The sequence below is a fragment of the Geobacillus thermoleovorans genome (assembly GCF_001610955.1).
Taxonomy (GTDB): domain Bacteria; phylum Bacillota; class Bacilli; order Bacillales; family Anoxybacillaceae; genus Geobacillus; species Geobacillus thermoleovorans.
The window spans coordinates 383320-403889 of sequence record NZ_CP014335.1; the positions used below are offsets into that span (position 1 = coordinate 383320).

Genomic DNA, 20570 nt, shown 5'->3' on the forward strand with positions numbered 1-20570 from the left:
TCCCTCCTTTAGTTGCGCGCATTCAACACTTCGGCAATATGCATGACGCGGATCGGCTTGCCGAGCCGTTCGATGCGCCCGCCGATGTTTAGTAAACAGCCGCAATCGGCGCCGATTAAATAGTCGGCTTCCACTTCTTCGATATGCCCGATCTTTTCATCGACCATTTGTTCGGAAATCGGCCCCATTTTGACAGAAAATGTGCCGCCAAATCCGCAGCACTGGTGGGCGTTCGGCAGCGGAACGAGCTCAAGCCCTTTGACATGTTCCAACAGCCGGAGCGGTGCGTCTTTCACGCCAAGAAGGCGGGTCATATGGCAAGACGTATGGTACGTCGCCCGCCCGTGAAGCGAGGCGCCGACATCTTCGACTTTCAGGACGTCAACGAGAAATTGGGTCAGCTCGTACGTTTTCGCTGCGAGCCGTTTCGCCTCCGCTTCCCATTCCGGGTCGCCGTGGAAAATGTGCGGATATTCCTTTAACATCGCCGCGCATGAGCCGGATGGGGTGACGACATAGTCGGCATCGGCGAACGCGTGCATCATCTGTTTCATTGCCTCTTTCGCCTCTTTGACATAACCGCTGTTATACGCCGGCTGTCCGCAGCACGTTTGCGCCTCTGGAAAATCAACCTTGCAGCCGAGCCGTTCGAGCAGTTCGACGGTCGCTTTGCCGACCTCCGTATAAAAGAGATCGATGAGGCAGGTGATGAATAACGAGACTTTCATCGGTTCTCCCTCCCTTGTACCGAGCTTAATGAACGGGTCATCTGATGACTATATGTCTATTATAAAATGTTTTTTTCAGATTCGTAGCCCTTTTTTGAAAAAAAGAAAAAAACGCACTCAGTCAGGTTGTTGAGTGCGAATGTAGCGGCGCAGCACGTTTTCGACATTGGTCAAATGTTCCAACATGCGCGCCCGGGCGGCGTCCGGATTTTGGTCGCGAATGGCTTCAAAAATAGCTTGGTGTTCGGCAAGCAGCTTTTCGGTTGTCGTTTGTTTCGAAAACAGCCATATGCGGCGCGTCTCCCGCATCGTTTCGACGATCATGCCGGAAACGCTGTTCATAATGCTTACAAGCATCGGATTTTGCGACGCCGCCGCAATCGCCATATGGAAGGCCAAATCCGCTTTTTCGCCAAGCTCATCGCTGCCGATCCCTTCTTTCATTTGGCGAAGCGCTTCTGTCATCGCATCGAGGTCTCGGTCTGTCCGCTTGGCGGCAGCGAGCGAGGCCGCTCCTGCCTCAAGCAGCTTGCGCACTTCAAGCAAATGCCAAATATCTTCCTTGTTCATCAAGACAGCAATGGATAGCGGAAACGTCATCACTGTCGGGTCAAACTCGCGCACATACGTTCCTTCTCCTTGTTTGAGCTCGATCAGCCCCATCGCTTTCAACGCAGTGAGCGCTTCGCGAATGGCGGCCCGTCCGACTTGAAACTGTTCGGCCAGCTGCTGAACAGAATCGAGTTTATCACCAGGTTTTAGCTCTCCGTTTTTAATCATATCAAAAATGGCTTCGGCCACTTCTTCGTAAATTTTTTTTGTTTTAATCCGTTTAAACGCCAATGGATCCACCTCAAATACGATTAAAGTAGCTTTCCGGTTGTGAAGAAGGAAATCTCCTGCACTGTCTATTATGATACAGCATCATGGATCGAGACAAGCGCTTTTTGTTGCTTGCGGCCGAGGGCGTCAGCGGTTCGGGGAAGCCAACGTGATTCCATCGCGCATGGCGAAGTGTGAAAGGGACGGGATGGGTCGTAGTCAACATCGTCAAGAAACTTCGACCGTACCGACAAGCAGGATGGTCATCCCGTTCTCTGTCAACATCGGCGTGGGGAAACACAATGGATGGAAAGTTCAAAAAAATACAAAAACAACTATTGTCTTTTGCTGAAAACGCTTTTATAATTTGAGACAGACGGCGTTCTTATCCGGTCATCTGATGACTGGAGGAGACGATCAAGGGGACGGATGACCGTTCGTGAACGCCGCCAAGTCGGGCACAAAGGGGAGGAGAAAACCGCATGTGGAAGCAAGATTTTACACCAATCGCCGACCAGCTTTGGTTATCGGCGATTGTCGCACTCATTCCGATTTTATATTTCTTTTGGGCGTTGGCCGTCAAGCGGATGAAAGGGCATGTTGCGGGGCTGACGACGTTGCTGCTTGCTGTTGTGTTGGCTATAATCGCTTACAGAATGCCGGCTGGAAAAGCGGTTATGTCAGTGACGCAAGGCGCGGTGTACGGATTGTTGCCGATCGGCTGGATCATCATCACCTCTGTCTTTTTATACAAGCTGACGGTGAAAACAGGCCACTTTGACATTATCCGCAATTCGGTTGTCTCGCTCACCGAAGACCGCCGGCTGCAAGCGTTGCTGATTGCCTTTTCGTTTGGCGCCTTTTTGGAAGGGGCAGCTGGGTTTGGCGCGCCAGTGGCGATTTCAGCGGCGCTTCTTGCGGGGTTGGGGTTCAACCCGCTGTATGCCGCGGGCATTTGCTTGATCGCCAACACAGCGCCAGTGGCATTCGGGGCGGTCGGGATTCCAATCATTTCGATGGAAGGACCGACTGGCGTGCCGGCGATGGAAATCTCAAAAATGGTTGGGCGGCAGTTGCCGTTTTTATCAGTGTTCATCCCGTTCTATCTCGTGCTCATTATGGCCGGGTGGAAAAAGACGATGGAAGTGTTGCCGGCCATTATCGTTTCCGGTGTTTCGTTTGCGCTGACGCAATATTTCACCTCGAACTTTTTAGGACCGGAGCTGCCGGACATTTTGTCCTCGCTCGTTTCGATCGTCGCGTTGGCTGTCTTTTTGAACTATTGGAAGCCAAAAAGCACATTCCGCTTTGCAACGGAGTCGGAAGTGGCGGCCGCTGGGCAAGTTGCTCGCGCGACGCAACGCGGCGGGGAAGTATTCCGCGCTTGGTCGCCGTTTCTCGTGCTGACGGCTTTGATCTCGCTGTGGGGCATCCCGCAAGTGAAGGCGGCGCTCACCGGCCATTATGAAGGGACAAACGGCTTGTTGAAGTTGGTCAACGCTATCGGCGTCCACTTGACGTTTATGCCGCCTGTGCCGGGGCTCAACAACCAAATTTTGAACCCAAGTGGCCAGCCGATCGCTGCGGTGTATAAGCTTGAGCTGCTCGGCGCGGCTGGGACGGCGATTTTGGTGGCGGCGGTCGTCACAAAGTTCATCATCGGCATCTCGTGGAAAGATTGGGCGCGTACGTTTGTGGAAACGCTTAACGAATTGAAATTCCCGATCATCACGATCGCTTCGGTTGTCGGCTTTGCCTATATCGCCAACTCGTCAGGCATGAGCACGACGCTTGGAATGGCGTTGGCCAAAACAGGCCCGTTGTTCCCGTTCTTCTCGCCGATTTTAGGATGGCTCGGCGTGTTTATCACCGGTTCCGACACGTCGTCGAACTTGTTGTTCGGCAACCTGCAAAAAGTGACGGCGACATCGATTGGCATGGATCCGGTGCTGGCGTTGGCGGCCAACTCATCAGGCGGCGTCGTCGGGAAAATGATTTCGCCGCAATCGATCGCTGTCGCCTGTGCGGCCGTCGGTTTGACCGGCAAAGAATCCGACTTGTTCCGCTTCACGATCAAACATAGCGTGTTCTTAATCATCTTGATTGGCGTTCTCGTTTACTTGCAATCGACGGTATTGTCGTGGATGATTCCATAACGGCAGCGAAGGGGGACGAGGCTTGGCCTGGATGGAAACAGACGCCAAGCCCGGCCCCTTTTCCGCTGTCGGCGAATGCAAATGGATGTGGAAAGGGTGAGACCATTGATTCCAAATGAAGCGAAAAAACGGTTGATTCAAGTCGTGGGAGCTGAAAACTACGATGACACGAAAACGGGGCGGCTCGTCTATTCGTATGATGCGACTCCGCAGTTTCAGTCGCTCCCCGATGCGGTCATTGCGCCGCGAAATACGAAAGAGGTCGCGGAAATTGCGAAAATTTGCAACGAGTATCGCATCCCGATCGTGCCGCGCGGGTCAGGAACGAACCTTTGCGCCGGCACGTGTCCGGTCGAAGGCGGGATCGTTCTCCTGTTTAACCATATGAACCGCATTTTGGAAATTGATGAGGAAAACTTAACCGCGACCGTTCAGCCAGGAGTGGTGACGCTTGATTTGGCGAAAGCCGTTGAAGAAAAAGGATTGTTTTATCCGCCGGATCCGGGGTCGATGAAAATTTCAACGATTGGCGGCAACATCAGCGAAAACTCAGGCGGCTTGCGCGGCCTGAAATACGGGGTGACACGCGACTATGTGCTCGGGTTGGAAGTCGTCTTGGCGAACGGCGATGTCATCCGCACCGGTGGCAAGCTGGCAAAAGATGTAGCTGGCTATGACTTAACCCGTCTGTTTGTCGGATCGGAAGGAACGCTTGGCATTGTCACCGAAGCGACGTTAAAACTTATTCCGATGCCAGAGACGAAGCAGACGATGCTCGCTCTTTATCAAGATTTGGAGGCGGCCGCCCGTTCGGTGTCGAAAATCATCGCCAACAAGATCATTCCAGCGACGCTCGAGTTTTTGGACCAGCCGACATTGGAAGTGGTCGAAGATTTCGCCCGCATCGGCTTGCCGACCGATGTGAAAGCCGTTTTGCTCATTGAGCAGGATGGGCCGAAGGAAGTGGTAGAGCGCGATATGAAAAAGATGGCCGATATTTGCCGGGCCGAGCAGGCGGTGTCCGTTCAACTCGCCCGTTCGGAGGAAGAAGCAGAGGCGCTGCGGACGGCGCGGAGGGCGGCGCTGTCGGCGTTGGCGCGCTTAAAGCCGACGACGATTTTAGAGGACGCAACCGTGCCGCGTTCGGAAATCGCCAAAATGGTCAAAGCAATCAATGAAATTGCCGAGAAGTACCAGTTGAAGATCTGTACGTTCGGCCATGCCGGCGATGGCAACTTGCACCCGACCTGTCCGACCGACGCCCGCAATCGTGAAGAAATGGAGCGGGTGGAACGAGCGTTTGAAGAAATTTTCGCCAAAGCGATTGAATTGGGTGGCACGATTACCGGCGAACACGGCGTCGGGGTGATGAAAGCGCCGTATTTGGAATGGAAGCTCGGTCCGGCCGGCATCGCTGCCATGAAAGCGGTCAAGCAGGCGCTCGACCCGAACAATATTATGAATCCGGGCAAAGTGTTCGCCAAAAGCACGAGAAAACGGGTGGTGGTGACACGATGACAACGAAGATAGAACGAGCGCTCATTCAGAAAGCGTTTCAAGAACGGATGGATGAGGATGAACTGATGAACTGTATGCGCTGTGGCTTTTGCCTGCCATCATGTCCGACGTACATCGAATCGGGGCAGCAAGAAGCCCAGTCGCCGCGCGGACGGATTGCCTTAATGAAGGCGGTCGTCGATGGACTGATTGAGCCGGACGAAGAGGTGGAGCGGGCGCTCAACTTATGTTTAGGCTGCCGGGCATGCGAGTCGGTCTGTCCGTCCGGGGTCCGCTACGGCCATCTGCTGGAAGAGGCGCGCGACATTATCGCCCAGCATAAAAAAATGCCGCTTCCGGTTCGCCTCATCCGTAAGCTTGTGTTTGCCGGACTGTTTCCGCATCAAGGACGGATGCGGAAGGCGACGGCGCTTCTCGGTTGGTATCAGCGCTCCGGCTTGCGGACGCTTGCCCGCAAAACGGGGCTGCTTCGCCTGCTTCCGGCCTCGTTCCGGCAAATGGAGCGCGTGCTGCCGGACGTGCCGACGGCAAAAGAGATGAAAAACCGGCCGCATCGTTTGAATCCGGACGGTACGGTGAAAAAACGGGTCGCCTTTTTCGCTGGCTGTTTGATGGATACGATGTTTATGGAAACAAACGATGCGACGCTGCGTCTATTGCAGCTCGCCGGCTGCGAAGTCATCATCCCGCCGTCCCAAGGGTGCTGCGGGGCGCTGCACGGCCATGGCGGGGAAAAAGAGATGGCGAAAGAGTTGGCCAAGCGAAACATTTCCGCTTTTGAGCAGCTTGATGTCGACTGCATTGTGACGAACGCCGGCGGCTGCGGTGCGTTTTTGCTTGAATATGACCACCTGTTAAAGGATGATCCCGAATGGCGCGACCGGGCGGAGGCGTTTGCGGCGAAAATCAAAGACATTTCTGAAGTGTTGGTTGAACTCGGGTTTCACCAACTACCGCTTCGCGTGGCGCCGCAAACGATCACCTACCAAGATTCGTGCCATTTGCGCAACGTCATGAAAACGGCGGCCGCCCCGCGCCGTTTGTTGCGGGCGATTGACGGCGTCGAGTTCCGCGAGATGAACGATGCTGACCGCTGCTGCGGATCGGCCGGCATTTACAACCTTGTGGAACCGGAGATGTCAATGCAAATTTTAGACCACAAAATGGAAATGGCGAAACAAACGAAAGCGACGACGATCGTCACCGCCAACCCGGGGTGTTTGCTACAAATGAAGCTTGGCATTGAACGGGCCGGGCTGTCAGGAAGCGTCCGCGCCGTCCATATTGTGGATTTGCTGCTTGAGGCCGCCGAGGGAGCACAAGCAACGCAAGGGGAGGAGCGCATTCGGCAGACGTCCTAACACCACAGTGGGCGGCCTCTCCGTGCCAGGAATGCCCATAGCTGGTCTAACAAGAACCCCCGCGATGGCGCGGGGGTTTTGAGTTGATTCAATGATCGGGAGTTGGAAATGAGCTACAGCGCTGCATCGAGGCGCTTTGGCATCGCCTGGAGCGCCTTCCCCGTGCCGATGGCGACCGCTTCAGCCGGATTGGGCGCGACATGCACCGGCACGTGCAGTTCCGTGCTCAGCCATTGCTCGATGCCATGCAGCAAGGCGCCTCCGCCGGTGAGCACGATGCCGCGGTCGATGATGTCGCCGCTCAGTTCGGCCGGGCATTCTTCAAGAACAGCGCGAACGGCTTCGGCAATTTGCCAAAGCGATTCTTTGAGGGCGGTTTGCACTTCGGTTGGGTCCAAGGAAACCGCTTTGAGGAAGCCGGTGACAAAATCGCGGCCATGGATCGTTACCGACTGATCCACGATCGTTCCTGGGGCGCTGCCGATCGCGAGTTTGACCTGCTCGGCTGTCTGTTCGCCGATTAGCAAATTGTAGCGCTGGCGAACATATTGAATGATATCTTCATCGAGCCGATTGCCGCCGATGTGGAGCGAACGGCAGGCGACGACGCCGCCCAACGAGATGATCGCCGCTTCCGTTTTGCCGGCTCCAAGATGAACGACGACGTTGGCGACCGGCTCGCTGACCGGCAAGTCTGCGCCGATGGCGGCAGCGACCGGCTCTTCAATAAAATGGATGTGCTTCGCCCCGCAATGTTGGGCGATTTCATAAAACGAGCGGCGTTCGACCGAGGTGGCGTGAAACGGAACGCTCATCACGACGCTCGGCTTTTTGAAGGCGAGGCCGAGCGGGTTACCGACTTGCTTGAATACTTGCTGCAACAGCATTTTGGCGCGCTCAAAATCGGCAATAACGCCGTTTTGCAGCGGGTAGGTGACTTCGATGTGGGCCGGGGCTTTGCCGATCATCTGCTTTGCTTGTTGGCCGATCGCCATCAGCTTGCCTGTATGGCGGTTGTAGGCGACCGCAGCCGGTTCGTCAAACACAATCCCTTTTGTTTGGCTGAACAGCCGAACGTTCATTGTGCCTAAATCGATGCCTAGCTCTGAAGAAGCGAACAACGGAAACACCTCCTTTGGCCGAAGCGAAGGAACGAACAACCAATCGCCATCTATACTATTCGGCAGAGATCGGTCATTTATGTCTGCTAGGATCATTCGCCGTGCATAAAAATTTTTTGATCTCATGTATAAAAAACGAAAAGGGAGGAAATGAATAATAGCGTAACGTTTTCCAAGTATTCCCCCGATCCCCTATGAAATATAGCATTGGGCTCTCCGGTTTTGGAGGGCCGCTTTTTTTTGCATAATAAAAACCCCCTGTCTATTAAGCGGACTTAATATGACAGAGAGCTTTTCCGACGGAGCTGTTACAGCCGTTTGGCTCCGATATACTTCGTTTTCCAGTAGCTGCTGTTTAAACTGTCGATTTTCACGCCACGGGAAACGGCATGGATGACTTGATTGTTGCCGATGTAAATAGCCACGTGGGAGACGCCTTTCGTCTGTTTGGAAGTGTCGAAAAACACTAAATCCCCTGGCTGTAATTGGGACTTATTTACGTATGTACCTTTTTTGTACATTTCTCGAGAGGTGCGAGGCAAGGTGACGCCAACTTTTTTATGGGTATAGTAGACAAATCCTGAGCAGTCAAATCCTTTTGGCGTCGTCCCGCCATATCGGTAAGGAGTGCCGATCAGCTTTTTCGCTTCGATGATGAGCCGTGCTTTGTTGGCGGCTGCATCTGAATTGGAAGTGCTTACAAAGAAGGAGGAAAATAGAACGATCATGGATACGAACAGGAGAGAATACCATTTTTTCATTTCCCCTAACCCCCGACAAAATCTTTTCCGATTCGACGTATCTCAACTAGAGTATAGCAGAGGAAACTAGACTTGTTTTTTACAGTTGGATTAAATAATGTTACAGCGCCGTTACAAATATAGCACCTCGTCCTAAAGGCTTATACCAATAGATAGATATTTTCGTTTCGGCCGACCTGGCTTTATGGCCGTAAGCGTGGAAATGGTGTTTCATACCCGAGTCCTATGGCCGACAGATGAATGTCGTAAGCTGTCGAACAAATAGGAACGGTGGAGGGAGGCAGTGCGAAGAATGGCCGTCTTATAATGAAAGCAAAGCGTCGAAGAATCGATGACGGTGATGGATGATGTCGAACCAACTTGAATATATCTTGTATATTTTTGGCCTTTTTTTGACGGTCGGCGGTGTCTATGTATACGGCCATTGGATGGCAAAACGGCATTGGGGGGATGCGCCATGGCTGGCGGCGCCGAGACTGACTGTTGTGTTTGCCCCCGTTTCCCTGCTTTTTTTAGGGGCAGGAATGATCTATATCCATTATGCTGAAAAACAAGAACATCGTGAATATGAGGAAGCCGCAAAGCAAATCGCCGGCATGATTGCCGGCGATTTGGCCGCCATGGGGCACGAACGGCTCGATGAAAGGGCGGAACATTTGCCTGCGTATCACATGGTGATGGCGGTGCTGGAGCGTTGGCAACATTATGGCCGCGTGTTGAGTGTGTATACGTTAAAAAAGAATGAACGCGGTGAGCTATATTTCGTTGCAGCGCCAGCGACGGACTACAATCGGAACGGCCGCATTGACGGTGAAAAGGAACAAGCTGTTCCACCTGGGACGGTTTACCGCCGCCATTTTCCAGAGATCGAAGAGGCGTTCCACGGCCGGTTTGCGATGGAACAGCATCCGACAACAGATGAATGGGGAAGAAGCATCAGCGCGTTTATGCCGATTCGTCAACCGGACGGGACAGTGGATGCGGTTATTGGCATCGATTTTGATGCCAAAACGTATGAGAAACATTTGCAGCAAGGGCGGAAACAGGCGATGTGGACGATGATGGCCATGTTTTTGGCGACGGCGGTTGCCTATTTGCTCGCTTTGCATCAACAAATGGAACGGAAGGCGTTGGCTGTCTATCAAAAAACGCTTGCATCCAACGAGCATCGGCTGCGGCGGCTGGCGGAAATGACGATGGAAGGGCTGATCGTCTATGCGCATGGGAAAGTCGTTGAGGTCAATGAAGCGGCGTGCCGTTTGCTTGGCTATTCAGAAAGCGAGCTGATTCATTTGCCGATCGGGGAGTTAGTCGTTGATGGATCCATGAAACTGAATCGTCCGCATGAGGAACCGGAGCGCTTTGAAATCGAGCTGCGCCGAAAAGACGGCACCGCATTTCCAGCGGAAATCGTCCGGCGCCGCTACGATTATGAGGGGGAAAAAGTGACGGTGGCCGCCGTCCGCGATTTGACGGAACAAAAACAAAACGAAGAGCGGATGCGTTATATCGCCAATCATGATGAACTGACTGGGCTGCCGAACAAGGAGGCGATGTATAAAGCGGTGGAGCGCTGCCTTGTTGAGGCGAAACAGCATCGCCATGAAGCGGCAGTCATATTCTTAGAAGTGAGTGGGATGAAAACGATCAACGATTTTTATGGCTACGCAGTCGGGGACGAAGTGCTCCTCCATTTGGCGCAAGAATGGAAAGAAAAGCAAGGAATGACCGTCGGGCGCTGGAGCGGGAATGAGTTCATCGCATTGGTGCCAAACAGCACACATCAAAAGGCTGAAGAAATGGCGAAACAGCTCATTGAGGCGGCGGACGAACCGATTGTCGTCAATGGGATGGAATTGTATGTGACCGTGAACATCGGCATCAGCGTCTACCCAAAAGATGGGGAGGATGCAAAAACGTTGATTCGCAAGGCGGATATTGCCCGCTACGAGGCGCGAAAAAAAGCGGCGAGCGATTTTCTCTTTTTCACGGAGCCGATGGCGATTCGTCTCAATGAAAAGATGGCGATGGAACGCGACTTGCGGCGTGCGCTTGAAAATGAGGAATTTGAATTGTACTATCAGCCGCAAATTCGGCTTCACGACCGGCAAGTGATCGGCATGGAGGCGTTGATTCGCTGGCGCCATCCGGAAAAAGGGATGGTTTCGCCGTCATTGTTTATCCCGGTTGCCGAACAGACCGGCATGATCATCCCGATCAATGAATGGGTCATCCGCACGGCTTGTGAGCAGACGAAGCAACTGCTTGATCGTTTTCCTGACTTGTCCGTTTCCATCAACTTATCGCCATATGAATTTGAAAGCCGCCGATTTGTGGATAAACTCGCCCGCCTGCTCGCCGACGCCGGGCTGCCGCCGCACCATTTAGATCTGGAAATTACGGAGCGGATGACCATGGATACAGAACGTGCGCTTGATATTCTCTCGAAACTGAAGGGGCTTGGTGTGACGATCAGCATGGATGATTTCGGCACTGGTTACAGTTCGCTCAGCTACTTGACGGATTTGCCGATCGATCGGCTGAAGATCGACCGTTCGTTCGTTCAGCATATTCAAGGAAAAAAAGATGTCATCTTGCCGGCGATCATCCGACTCGGGCATAATATAGGTGTAAAGGTGCTGGCTGAAGGGGTCGAAACGGAGACCGAAGCGGCTTATTTGCAAGGAAAACGGTGCGACGAGGCGCAAGGCTATTATTTTTCCCCGCCGCTTCCGTATGACGAGCTCGTCCGGTTCTTAAACGGGCAGCGCGTGAGGCGGCAGGCGCAGGAGCTGACGTAACATGGACGGATTTTGGCGCATCGCCGAGGAGAAAATTCGCGAAGCGATGAAAAACGGCGAGTTCGACAACTTGCCCGGCTTCGGCAAACCGCTTGAGATTGAAGACCTTTCCCGCATTCCAGAGGAGCTGCGGCTCGGGTATTTGTTGCTGAAAAACGCCGGCTATGTGAGGGAAGAAGCGGAGCTGCGCAAAGAGCTTTTGACGCTCGAGGACTTGCTTCGTTGCTGCGAGGATGATGAGGAAAAACGGGAGCTGGAGAAAAAGAGGACGGAAAAACAGCTTCGTTTGGCCGAATTGATGAAAAAGCGGGGGCAGACGAATTCGAAGGCGCTGCGCGACTACGGGCGGCGCATTGAGGAAAAATTTCGCTGAATGCCAAGAAGGGGAGATTCGCTGAAAAGCCAATCTTCCCATTTTTTATGCAAAAATGGCCAAAAAATGGGGAAAATAAGGGAGGACGATGAATGAAAGAAAGGAGGGAACGGGGGCATTCTCTTGATGGAAGAAATAGCAAGAACATCTCTAGACAAAAAAGGAGTGATGAAATCGTGAAAAACGTATGGTTAGCTTTTTTCACCGCCCTTGTGCTGACGATGCCGTCGACGGTGGCTGCTGCTGGCCAGAGCGGCGAAGCCGTTGATGTCCATATGCCGGCCGGCCATATGTGGAAGCACAGGGCGCTTGATGAGCAAAAGTGGATGGAAATGGTGCAAACGTACACGCCAGAGCAGATCGGTGAATGGAAAAAAGTGCTGGAGGAACGGAAAACGCTGCGCCAGCAGTTGGATGACGAAAAGGTGAAACGAGCGATCAAGGCACATTGCAAGCAAATGAAAAAAGAACGAGAAGCGGCGCTTGATCGACTCATCGACCAGCTTGCTGACAAAAAAATCACGAAAGAACAGTTCAAGCAAGAGCTGAAACAGTTACATAAAAAGAAACGCTGGATGACGAAAGAAGAAAAACAGCGGCTCCATATGCTTCATGAACAAACAAGACAGGCGATGGAGAATAACGACAAGGAAGCGATGGCCAAACTGTTGCCGCAATGGCTCGATCATATGAAAAAGGAGAACGAGCGGTTGGCAAAATGGCTTCAGGAAGTCAAAGAAGGATGATATGATGATATAATGAAAAAAAGGCCGTGTGACGCACGGCTTCTTTTTTATCTCAACATCGCCTCCGTCGCGCCGAGCGGATGGCCAGGTGTTTGATCCACGATTCCTTCACCGCTTGGACGAACAGGAAAGGGACGGCGGTGTTCAAATGTTCCCATCGCCAAAAGTTGACGGAGGGAATTCGTGCATTTTAGCATAAAGTGATTTCGTGGCGGGGAGGAAGAGGCAATGGGATACCCGGTCATTCTTCATTTGCGCGGCCGTCGGGCGGTCGTTGTCGGCGGCGGGAAGGTGGCGGCAAGGAAAATTCATGGATTGTTAGAGGCAGGGGCGGAAATCGTGATGATTGCGCCTGAAGCGGAGCCGGAGCTTCAAGCGTTGGCCGCGGGGGGGATGATCGTTTGGAAGAAAAAGCGGTTTGACCCAGACGATTTGGCGGAGGCCTTTTTGGTGATTGCCGCGACGAATGATCGCAAGGTGAATGAAGCGGTGACGCAAGCAGCAGCACCCGGTCAACTCGTAAATGTCGTGGATGATCCGGAGCGGTGTGATTTTCACGTTCCCGCTGTTGTCCGCCGCGGTCCGCTCACAATTGCCGTGTCGACCGGAGGGGCAAGTCCGGCGGTTGCCCGCCGCATTCGCCGCGAGCTTGAGGAGAAGTATGGCGAAGAGTACAGGCTGTATCTTGAGTTTTTGCAGCGGGCCCGCGGCATCGTATTGCGCGAAGTGGAGGACGCTGAGGGACGGAAGCGGCTGTTTCAGGCGCTCGCTGCTGATTCCTTCCGGCAGCGCGGCCGATGGGATGAAGAGTTGGCCCAGCTATTGGCGAACGAAAAAGAACGAAACGGAGAAAGAGGGAAAGAGCAATGAACATTCCGATGTATATTGTCGATGCGTTCACCGCGACGTTAGTCGGCTACCAAGCTTCAGCCCGCGGCGGCATTGTGCGGGTGATGGTGGCAGGCGAGAGGGTTCAGCTCGAAGGAAAAGCCATCACCGTGCTGAAAGGGGATCTGGCCGCCGAGGCCGCTTTCGGATTGCAACCCATCTGAAACATTCCAGCGGAAACAATGCCTGTTCCGGATCCGGTTGGGCGGGCTGGTGTTTTCTTCACTGCCTATGCCAACGAAAAAGGCGCCCAAGCCTCACGTGAAAGGCGGGCTTCCTTTTTTCGGCGGCGGGCCGGCCGTGCCGGTTCAGCCAGCTTGGAGGTGCGGCCGGCGCCTGTATACGTTTAGTCATCCCACCGATACGTCCAAAACCGTTCTGTTTTGAGCCAAGCAAGTGCATCGCCGCGTTTGGATGCCGCTTGCATCAGTCCTTCGGTTTGCGAACGGTGGGCGCGAATGGCGGCCAGCTTCGTATCGATCACCGAGCTGACATCGCGCACGACATCCGGCTGGCCAAGGTCTTGTTCGCAGTTTTTCGCAAACGCAACGCAATGGACGGTTGGCCGTTCTTCTTTCGGCCAGCGCTTTAAGGCGCGGATGACAGCGGCTCCACACGCATCATGGTCGGGGTGGACGCTGTAGCCGGGGTAAAACGTAATGACAAGCGATGGATTCGTTTCTGCCACGATGGCGGCGATCTGGTCAGCCAGCTCTTCTTCATCCTCAAACTCGACCGTCTTGTCGCGATAGCCGAGCAGGCGCAAATCATGAATGCCAAGAATGCGGCATGCTTCCTCCAGTTCTTGCTTGCGGATGTGTGGAAGCGTTTCGCGGTTGGCAAACGGAGGCACGCCCATATTGCGCCCCATTTCTCCGAGCGTCAAGCAAGCGTACGTCACCGGCGTGCCGTTTTGCGCATGCTCGGCAATCGTTCCCGACACACCGAACGCTTCATCGTCCGGGTGGGGAAAAACAACGAGCACATGTCGTTCGTTCAACGGAACTCCCTCCTTACACAAACGGTTCGTTGCTCAGTTCGAGAGCCACGGCCAATTTCCCTTGATCATCATGGCCTGCTAGCAGCAACTGTCCTTTTTCTGTCCATTCCCAATGGGTCAGCCCTTCGGCGTACACCCAGCCAAGATCAAGCTTCAGTCCGACGCGATATGGCCCGGGGCCGGTGATCTTGCCGCGGGTGAAGCGGATGCAGGCATTGCGGATGTAGGCGCCGACGGAATAAAAACCTTCGTTATGATGGGAGGCGTATGCTCCGTTCGTCGTTTCCAAATGAATATACACGTCACGATTGGCAAAACGATTCAGCGCCTCTTGTACAGCGGCCGTGTCGATCGGTTGCAAGCGGCTCCCTCCTTGCTGTTTGTTTTTCTATTATTGTACATGACCGAGGCGTGTGAGCGGAAATATTTCGACTCCTATTGTATAATAAAAAAAGAGACACATCTTGGACTCATCCGCACCTACAAAGCGTTGAATGCTGATTCAACGAAAGAAGGGTGATGATCGATGGGGGTTCAAGGCAATGGTGTCACGATACTGAATTTTGACGGCGTGTACCGACCGCAAAAGCGGCTGTTTCAGTTTCCGCACGAATGGGTCGATCTTGCCGACGTGCCGGAGACGAATTTGTATTGCAGCGAAGCGGCGCTTGCTGAAATTGAGCGGCGGCTTGAGCGGCGGCGGAAGCGCGGGGCGGTGCTGATCGGCAGCGGCAACTATCATTATGTCACGTATTTATTGCTTAAAGAAATCAACGAACCGTTTACGCTTGTGCTTTTTGACCGCCATACGGATGCTGAAGGAGGGGATGATGTCATTTCGTGCGGCTCATGGGTCTCCTATGCACTTAAGCATCCGCGGTTGCAAAAAGTCGTTATCGTTGGCCCAACTGCTTCTTCGCATCAACTCCGTTTATCTCCGAACATGACTGTTCTTCCATTTGATGATCATGATGAATGGCCAAAAGCGCTCATCGAGGCCATCCCGACCGGAAGCATCTATATCAGCATCGATAAAGACGCTCTTCGCCGCGAAGACGCGGTCACGAACTGGGATCAAGGAGTGATTCCGCTATCCCAGCTGCTCGCCTGCCTGCGGTTGCTTTTATTCCATAAAAAAGTGCTCGGCGTGGACATATGCGGCGAATACCCGCCCTCCGCTGTCGACATGTTCGACCCGCTTTGTCGCGAAGCGCGGGGAAAAAATGAGCAGGCGAACATGGCCATCTTGGAGACATATTTCCACTATGCGGCGCCGCATTTGCGGCCGGCGTGAGCGGCGAGAAGCGCGGGAAAGGCAGAACCGCTTTTGGTTTGGCGATCAGAAAAGCAAGGAAGACGCTGTCCCTTCGGATTTTGGCCATCGGGCCGGCGCTTCTGCCGGCCCGATGGCCGAAAAAGCCGGGAAGGCCGCTGCTTGAGGGGATGAGCCTAGTTGTCAAAAGCCGCTCCCGTACATAATGCGAAATTGTTTTTCATCGGAGCGGACATCGCGCGGCTCGATGTGCATGCGGGCGACTTTGGCAAACATCGTTCCGGCTTCAATGGTGTCCAAAAAGAGTTGAAGGGCGCTTTCATTCCCCTGAACTTCCATTTCCACTGTTCCGTCATCATTGTTTTTCACCCAACCGGTCAGCTGCCGTTTTAGCGCTTCGTGTTGGACGAAGTATCGAAACCCGACGCCTTGCACGCGCCCTTCCACGATGACATGAACTCTTTTCACGCCGATGAGTCCTCCTTCATCACGGTTGTTCTGCTTCCATCATATAATAGATGAGGCGGAAAATACATGAAAAAAGGAGCTTGATGGTTCAAGCTCCTTTTTTTACGGATGATAGCGATAATACTTGTTGTTGAATGAGCAGCACAAGCCGCGGGTGATCGCCTAGGTAAGAGCATAAATGCCACTGCTTGTCGGAAACAGAGAACCCCTGCAGCCTCCGTTCGATCGTTTTCATTAAGACGCCGGTAAACAATAAGTACGGGACGACAAACACACGCCGATACGCCGATGCGTGGGCCCGTTCGAGCCCTTCATCAAGCGTCGGGCGGATGGCAGCGAGAAAACAAACGTCCACGTGCGGCACGTTCGTTTTTTCTTTTAAAAGCGCAGCGATGGCGGACATGTCGCGCTTCGTGTCTGGATCACTGCTGCCGCGGCCGACAAGAAGGATCATCGATTCACCGTCAAGCGGTGCGGACTGTTCGCTGATGCGGTCGATCATGATGTCGATCATTGCTTCATGGACGCCGAACGGAGCGCCACAGAGGATATCAACGGACGGATGGCGCCGTCTCGCGATGTCCAATGCTGCTGGAATATCGTGTTTGGCATGCCCTGCAGAAAGAAGGAGAAGCGGAACGACGATGACGCGTGTCGCCCCTTGGGCGACACAACGGTCAACGCCGGTGACAATGTCCGGTTCCGCGAGCTCGACAAAGCATAGCTCTTGAATCGGAATATCGATGGCCCTCCGGCACTGTTCGACGAAACGCGCCGCTTCATGGCGCGCGGCGGCAATGCGGCTGCCGTGGCTGACATATAAAACAGCTTCCATCGCCATCGCCTCACGATGTTGCGCCAGCGGCTGCGGATGACGCAAGCAACGGCTCAAACCATTGAATGTTGGCGCGCAGCCGGACGACGTCTCCGATCATGATCATGCTCGGATTTTGGATGTTTTCCTTGGCGGCGATTCCGGCGATCGTCGCGAGCGTGCCGGTGACGGTGCGTTGAGCAGTTGTCGTTCCCCATTCGATGACCGCCGCCGGTGTCTCCGGCGCTTTGCCGTATTTCATCAGCTGGCCGCAAATGTATGGCAAGTGATGAACCCCCATGTAAATGGCGATCGTATCGATGCCTTTGGCGAGGCTTTCCCATTTGATCTCGTCACGACTTCCGTCGCGCCGATGCCCGGTGACAAAGGCGACGCTTGAGCTGAACGCGCGATGGGTGACAGGGATGCCGGCATAAGCCGCCGCCGCGATGGCGGAGGTGATGCCGGGAACGATCTCAAATTCGATCCCATGTTTGGCCAGCGCCTCGGCCTCTTCGCCGCCGCGCCCGAACACGAACGGATCGCCGCCCTTTAAGCGGACGACCGTTTTTCCTTTTTTGGCATGCCAGACGAGCGCATGGTTGATCGTTTCCTGCTGCATGGCATGAAAGCCGGGCAGCTTGCCGCAAAAGATGAGTTCGGCGTCCGGCTTGGCATATGAAAGCAACTCTTCATTGATGAGACGGTCGTACAAAATGACATCCGCTTGCTGGATGCATTTTAATCCTTTGACGGTAATGAGTTCCGGGTCGCCGGGGCCGGCGCCGACAAGATATACTTTGCCCATCGTTGTTTCAGCCCCTTCGTGCATGATTCAGCCAGCCGCTGGAAAGCGGCATGGATGCTCGGCTGCTTTTATTGTAAATGGTCTCCCTTGGGATGAAAACGACCTTGTCAAATGACCTCCCGTTCTTTTTTGGCAGAGGACGGGGGAATCAGTCTGTTTTCGCGGCCGGGATCATTCCTCGCTCGCGCAGGTAGGCGAGCACTTGCTCGGCACATTCGTCAACCGAATAACGGTGTGTTTCGATCGTCAGCTCCGGTGCTTCCGGCGCCTCGTACGGCGAGTCGATGCCCGTAAATTCACGGATTTCCCCGCGGCGAGCTTTTTGATACAGCCCTTTCGGATCGCGCTTTTCGCATTCTTCAAGCGGGCAGTTGACGTAAATTTCGATAAACTCGTCTTCTTCGACTAAGCGGCGGACGAGCGCCCGGTCTTCGGCAAACGGCGAGATGAACGCCGTCAGCACAAACTGGCCGCTGTCGACAAACAGCTTTGCCACTTCGCCGATGCGGCGGATGTTTTCCGTCCGGTCGGCGGCGGAAAAGCCGAGATCTTTATTGAGCCCGTGCCGGATGTTGTCGCCGTCTAAGACATAATTCTGAATGCCGAGCTCAAACAGTCGTCTGGAGACAGCGTTGGCCACCGTCGATTTGCCGGAGCCGGACAGCCCGGTGAACCAAAGGATGGCGCTATGATGGCCGTTGCGCTTGCGACGATCTTCTTTTGTGACCGATGTGTGATGCCAAACGATGTTCGTGCTCATCGCGATCCTCCTTTAGCGCGCTGACGGGGCGACCGTTTCGCGTTCTTGCAGCCCTTTGATCAAGACGGCTGCCACTTCCGGGCGGCTGAACGTGCTCGGCGGCACTTGGCCGTTGCGCAGCATTTCACGAACTTTCGTGCCGGAAAGGACGACATGGTATTTCGCGTCATGCGGACACGTTTTTGTCGATGCCATCCCTTCGCATTTCGTGCAGTAAAAGCTATGTTCGAAAAAGAGCGGCGTAATGCCAAGCTCTTCAGCCGTAAAGTTCAAGAAGATTTTTTGCGCATCATACGTACCGTAATAATTGCCGACACCAGCGTGGTCGCGGCCGACGATGAAGTGCGTGCAGCCGAAATTTTTGCGCACCATCGCGTGGAAAATGGCTTCACGCGGACCGGCATAGCGCATCGCAGCTTGGAAGACGCCGAGGAAAACGCGGTCTTTCGGGTAATAGTTTTCCAGCAGCACTTGATAGCTTTCCATCCGGATGTCAGCCGGAATATCGTCCGCTTTCGTTTCGCCGACGAGTGGGTTTAAAAACAAGCCATCAACGATCTCGAGCGCGCATTTTTGAATGTATTCATGGGCGCGGTGAACCGGATTGCGCGTTTGGAAGCCGACAACGGTGTTCCAGCCAAACTCAGCAAACTTTTTCCGCGTTTCTGCTGGATCAAAATAAAACGAGGCGAATTGGCCTTTGTCGGTCCGTTTGACAAGCGTAATCTCCCCGCCGACATACACATCCGGTTTTTCAAACAGTTTGCGCACGCCTGGGTGAGCAAGTTCATCCGTTTTATAAACGAGCTTCGCTTCTTTCGTTTTGTCTGGGCGGTAAATGTCAGCGATCTCAATGACGCCGTAGACGTCGCCACGATAAACGAGTTTCGCCTTATCGCCGACGGCGAGCTCTTTCGCTTTTTCTTCTGTTACCGCGAGCGTGATCGGAATGCTCCAGACGGTGCCGTCAGACAGACGCATTGTTTCAACAACCGCGTCGTAATCCGTTTTCGTTAAAAAACCAGTGAGAGGGCTGTAGGCGCCCGTTCCGATCAGCTCCAAGTCGCTCAGTTCGGCTTTGGAGAGCTCGATCGTTTTGGTCGCCTCATCAAGCGGATAGTCCGGATTCCAACGATTGATCAATGTGCCGCCATGCGGGATGCTTACGCTCATGTTCATAACCTCCTAGATTGATAGATGTTGTGAAATGCCGCTGCCATGTTCATGAGGCAAGCGTTCTTTTTTCAGGCTAATGACGCCAAGCAGACGCTCAAGATGGCGATGACCGTATAGACGTCGCTGTCAAACAGCAGCTTGACGATTCGGAATGGCGTCCGATTCATCAGCGACGCCTATCGAGGCCGCCGCGCCGCTCGCCTCGATGTTCATGGCGAAGAAAAAGGATGCGATCAAAGCAATGGCAAGGAGCATATCGTTTTTCTCTCCTTAAGCGAGATGGAGACCGCATTCCGTCTTTCCTTGGCCGGCCCAGCGCCCGGAGCGCAAGTCGTTCGGATCTGTAGCCGGAGCGGTGCACGGGGCGCAACCGATGCTCGGGTAGCCGCGGTCGTGGAGCACATTGTACGGGAGATGGCGTTTGTACACGTAATTCCATACGTCTTTCCACGTCCAGTGAATGAGCGGACAGACTTTAATAGAACGGAACTTGTCGTCTTTGTTAATGTACTCGACATGCCGCCGCGTCGGCGATTGCTCGCGGCGCAAGCCGGAAATCCACGCCGTCACCCCGGTCAGCACCTCGCGCAGCGGAATGACTTTGCGCAGCTCACAGCATTTGTTCGGGTCGCGTTTCCATAACTCGTCGCCAAACTGCGCCTTCTGTTCTTCCAACGTCAAGCGCGGCTGCTTCATCACGATGCGAAGCGACGGATATTTTTCTTTCACTTTCGCGATCGTATCGTACGTCTCTGGAAAATGCAGGCCGGTATCCAAAAAGACGATTTCGGCGTCCGGTTTGACTTGGGAGATGAGATCAATCAGCACAATCCCCTCGATGCCGAAGCTGCACGCGTATACGATCTCATCGCCGTATTCGCGATACGCCCAAGCAAGGACGTCAAGCGCCCCTTTTGTTTCATTATCGGACGGAAAAGACGGTTTTTCCGCCTTTTCCCACTGATCATACGTGAGCATCGGTTTCTCCTCCTCACA

The 20570-nt window shown here is 53.9% G+C and carries 21 protein-coding genes; 9 read left to right on the plus strand and 12 right to left on the minus strand.

Annotated elements, in window-relative coordinates:
- Positions 1–8: 8 nt before the first annotated feature.
- Together GT3570_RS01955 and GT3570_RS01960 are read right to left on the minus strand one after the other, a co-directional pair.
- Positions 9–728, minus strand: coding sequence for a (Fe-S)-binding protein (locus GT3570_RS01955; RefSeq protein ID WP_021321844.1), 720 nt, complete (start codon positions 726–728; stop codon positions 9–11).
- Between the two features lie 117 nt (positions 729–845).
- A complete protein-coding gene (locus tag GT3570_RS01960) occupies positions 846–1571 on the minus strand; it encodes a FadR/GntR family transcriptional regulator (RefSeq protein WP_047757535.1) in 726 nt (241 codons plus the stop codon).
- Between the two features lie 461 nt (positions 1572–2032).
- Here GT3570_RS01960 and GT3570_RS01965 point away from each other — a divergent pair, with 461 nt between their 5' ends.
- The 3 genes from GT3570_RS01965 to GT3570_RS01975 all read left to right on the plus strand — a co-directional run bounded on the left by GT3570_RS01965 (position 2033) and on the right by GT3570_RS01975 (position 6585).
- A complete protein-coding gene (locus GT3570_RS01965) occupies positions 2033–3706 on the plus strand; it encodes an L-lactate permease (RefSeq protein ID WP_062898366.1) in 1674 nt (557 codons plus the stop codon).
- An 81-nt stretch (positions 3707–3787) separates the two neighbouring features.
- Complete coding sequence (glcD, locus tag GT3570_RS01970; protein WP_371810217.1) at positions 3788–5224, plus strand: glycolate oxidase subunit GlcD; 1437 nt, start codon at positions 3788–3790, stop codon at positions 5222–5224.
- Complete coding sequence (locus tag GT3570_RS01975; protein WP_023633717.1) at positions 5221–6585, plus strand: (Fe-S)-binding protein; 1365 nt, start codon at positions 5221–5223, stop codon at positions 6583–6585. The genes glcD and GT3570_RS01975 overlap by 4 nt, the downstream gene beginning before the upstream one ends.
- A gap of 113 nt (positions 6586–6698) precedes the next feature.
- Here GT3570_RS01975 and mreBH read toward each other — a convergent pair whose 3' ends face one another.
- Together mreBH and GT3570_RS01985 are read right to left on the minus strand one after the other, a co-directional pair.
- Positions 6699–7706 (minus strand): rod-share determining protein MreBH, encoded by a 1008-nt coding sequence (gene mreBH / locus GT3570_RS01980; RefSeq protein ID WP_062898367.1) that lies wholly within the window; start codon positions 7704–7706, stop codon positions 6699–6701.
- A gap of 308 nt (positions 7707–8014) precedes the next feature.
- Entirely contained in the window at positions 8015–8467 is a 453-nt protein-coding gene (locus tag GT3570_RS01985; protein ID WP_021321840.1) for a C40 family peptidase, read from the minus strand.
- A 344-nt stretch (positions 8468–8811) separates the two neighbouring features.
- Between GT3570_RS01985 and GT3570_RS01990 the strand changes: the two genes are divergently transcribed.
- The 5 genes from GT3570_RS01990 (at position 8812) to GT3570_RS02010 (ending at position 13439) form a co-directional block, all read left to right on the plus strand.
- Positions 8812–11268: a putative bifunctional diguanylate cyclase/phosphodiesterase gene (locus GT3570_RS01990; RefSeq protein ID WP_062898368.1), complete on the plus strand. Its 2457-nt coding sequence runs from the start codon at positions 8812–8814 to the stop codon at positions 11266–11268.
- Between the two features lies 1 nt (position 11269).
- Positions 11270–11641: a DnaJ family domain-containing protein gene (locus tag GT3570_RS01995; protein ID WP_013522951.1), complete on the plus strand. Its 372-nt coding sequence runs from the start codon at positions 11270–11272 to the stop codon at positions 11639–11641.
- Positions 11642–11817: 176 nt separating this feature from the next.
- Positions 11818–12387, plus strand: a complete 570-nt coding sequence (locus GT3570_RS02000) for a hypothetical protein (RefSeq protein WP_020279490.1) — start codon at positions 11818–11820, stop codon at positions 12385–12387.
- Between the two features lie 228 nt (positions 12388–12615).
- On the plus strand, positions 12616–13257 hold the full coding sequence (locus tag GT3570_RS02005) for a precorrin-2 dehydrogenase/sirohydrochlorin ferrochelatase family protein (protein ID WP_014194883.1): 642 nt from the start codon (positions 12616–12618) through the stop codon (positions 13255–13257).
- Positions 13254–13439, plus strand: coding sequence for a hypothetical protein (locus GT3570_RS02010; RefSeq protein WP_062898369.1), 186 nt, complete (start codon positions 13254–13256; stop codon positions 13437–13439). Before GT3570_RS02005 ends, GT3570_RS02010 begins: the two co-directional genes overlap by 4 nt.
- Before the next feature lie 182 nt (positions 13440–13621).
- Here GT3570_RS02010 and bshB2 read toward each other — a convergent pair whose 3' ends face one another.
- Positions 13622–14275 carry a bacillithiol biosynthesis deacetylase BshB2 gene (gene bshB2, locus GT3570_RS02015; protein WP_011229911.1) on the minus strand — a complete coding sequence of 218 codons (654 nt, stop codon included), beginning with the start codon at positions 14273–14275 and terminating at the stop codon, positions 13622–13624.
- 13 nt (positions 14276–14288) lie between these two features.
- Complete coding sequence (locus GT3570_RS02020; protein WP_011229912.1) at positions 14289–14636, minus strand: YojF family protein; 348 nt, start codon at positions 14634–14636, stop codon at positions 14289–14291.
- Between the two features lie 165 nt (positions 14637–14801).
- On the opposite strand from GT3570_RS02020, the gene GT3570_RS02025 reads away from it, so the two are divergent.
- Positions 14802–15569: an arginase family protein gene (locus GT3570_RS02025; protein WP_011229913.1), complete on the plus strand. Its 768-nt coding sequence runs from the start codon at positions 14802–14804 to the stop codon at positions 15567–15569.
- A gap of 162 nt (positions 15570–15731) precedes the next feature.
- Here GT3570_RS02025 and GT3570_RS02030 read toward each other — a convergent pair whose 3' ends face one another.
- The 6 genes from GT3570_RS02030 to GT3570_RS02060 all read right to left on the minus strand — a co-directional run bounded on the left by GT3570_RS02030 (position 15732) and on the right by GT3570_RS02060 (position 20552).
- Entirely contained in the window at positions 15732–16016 is a 285-nt protein-coding gene (locus tag GT3570_RS02030; RefSeq protein ID WP_011229915.1) for an acylphosphatase, read from the minus strand.
- Positions 16017–16104: 88 nt separating this feature from the next.
- A complete protein-coding gene (locus GT3570_RS02035) occupies positions 16105–16851 on the minus strand; it encodes a sirohydrochlorin chelatase (RefSeq protein ID WP_011229916.1) in 747 nt (248 codons plus the stop codon).
- Positions 16852–16861: 10 nt separating this feature from the next.
- On the minus strand, positions 16862–17638 hold the full coding sequence (cobA, locus tag GT3570_RS02040) for a uroporphyrinogen-III C-methyltransferase (protein WP_011229917.1): 777 nt from the start codon (positions 17636–17638) through the stop codon (positions 16862–16864).
- A 148-nt stretch (positions 17639–17786) separates the two neighbouring features.
- Entirely contained in the window at positions 17787–18398 is a 612-nt protein-coding gene (cysC, locus tag GT3570_RS02045; RefSeq protein WP_011229918.1) for an adenylyl-sulfate kinase, read from the minus strand.
- Positions 18399–18410: 12 nt separating this feature from the next.
- Positions 18411–19571, minus strand: coding sequence for a sulfate adenylyltransferase (sat, locus tag GT3570_RS02050; protein WP_011229919.1), 1161 nt, complete (start codon positions 19569–19571; stop codon positions 18411–18413).
- Between the two features lie 273 nt (positions 19572–19844).
- The gene (locus GT3570_RS02060) at positions 19845–20552 is read right to left on the minus strand and encodes a phosphoadenylyl-sulfate reductase (RefSeq protein ID WP_011229920.1); all 708 of its coding nucleotides are present in this window, start codon (positions 20550–20552) and stop codon (positions 19845–19847) included.
- Positions 20553–20570 lie beyond the last annotated feature (18 nt).

What these genes read in the sequence shown, in the direction of transcription:
- GT3570_RS01955 (WP_021321844.1), bottom strand. Translation starts at nt 728, where the DNA reads ATGAAAGTCTCGTTATTCATCACCTGCCTCATCGATCTCTTTTATACG.
- GT3570_RS01965 (WP_062898366.1), top strand. Translation starts at nt 2,033, where the DNA reads ATGTGGAAGCAAGATTTTACACCAATCGCCGACCAGCTTTGGTTATCG.
- glcD (WP_371810217.1), top strand. Translation starts at nt 3,788, where the DNA reads ATGGATGTGGAAAGGGTGAGACCATTGATTCCAAATGAAGCGAAAAAA.
- GT3570_RS01975 (WP_023633717.1), top strand. Translation starts at nt 5,221, where the DNA reads ATGACAACGAAGATAGAACGAGCGCTCATTCAGAAAGCGTTTCAAGAA.
- GT3570_RS01985 (WP_021321840.1), bottom strand. Translation starts at nt 8,467, where the DNA reads ATGAAAAAATGGTATTCTCTCCTGTTCGTATCCATGATCGTTCTATTT.
- GT3570_RS01990 (WP_062898368.1), top strand. Translation starts at nt 8,812, where the DNA reads ATGATGTCGAACCAACTTGAATATATCTTGTATATTTTTGGCCTTTTT.
- GT3570_RS01995 (WP_013522951.1), top strand. Translation starts at nt 11,270, where the DNA reads ATGGACGGATTTTGGCGCATCGCCGAGGAGAAAATTCGCGAAGCGATG.
- GT3570_RS02005 (WP_014194883.1), top strand. Translation starts at nt 12,616, where the DNA reads ATGGGATACCCGGTCATTCTTCATTTGCGCGGCCGTCGGGCGGTCGTT.
- GT3570_RS02010 (WP_062898369.1), top strand. Translation starts at nt 13,254, where the DNA reads ATGAACATTCCGATGTATATTGTCGATGCGTTCACCGCGACGTTAGTC.
- GT3570_RS02025 (WP_011229913.1), top strand. Translation starts at nt 14,802, where the DNA reads ATGGGGGTTCAAGGCAATGGTGTCACGATACTGAATTTTGACGGCGTG.
- GT3570_RS02035 (WP_011229916.1), bottom strand. Translation starts at nt 16,851, where the DNA reads ATGGAAGCTGTTTTATATGTCAGCCACGGCAGCCGCATTGCCGCCGCG.
- cobA (WP_011229917.1), bottom strand. Translation starts at nt 17,638, where the DNA reads ATGGGCAAAGTATATCTTGTCGGCGCCGGCCCCGGCGACCCGGAACTC.
- cysC (WP_011229918.1), bottom strand. Translation starts at nt 18,398, where the DNA reads ATGAGCACGAACATCGTTTGGCATCACACATCGGTCACAAAAGAAGAT.
- sat (WP_011229919.1), bottom strand. Translation starts at nt 19,571, where the DNA reads ATGAGCGTAAGCATCCCGCATGGCGGCACATTGATCAATCGTTGGAAT.
- GT3570_RS02060 (WP_011229920.1), bottom strand. Translation starts at nt 20,552, where the DNA reads ATGCTCACGTATGATCAGTGGGAAAAGGCGGAAAAACCGTCTTTTCCG.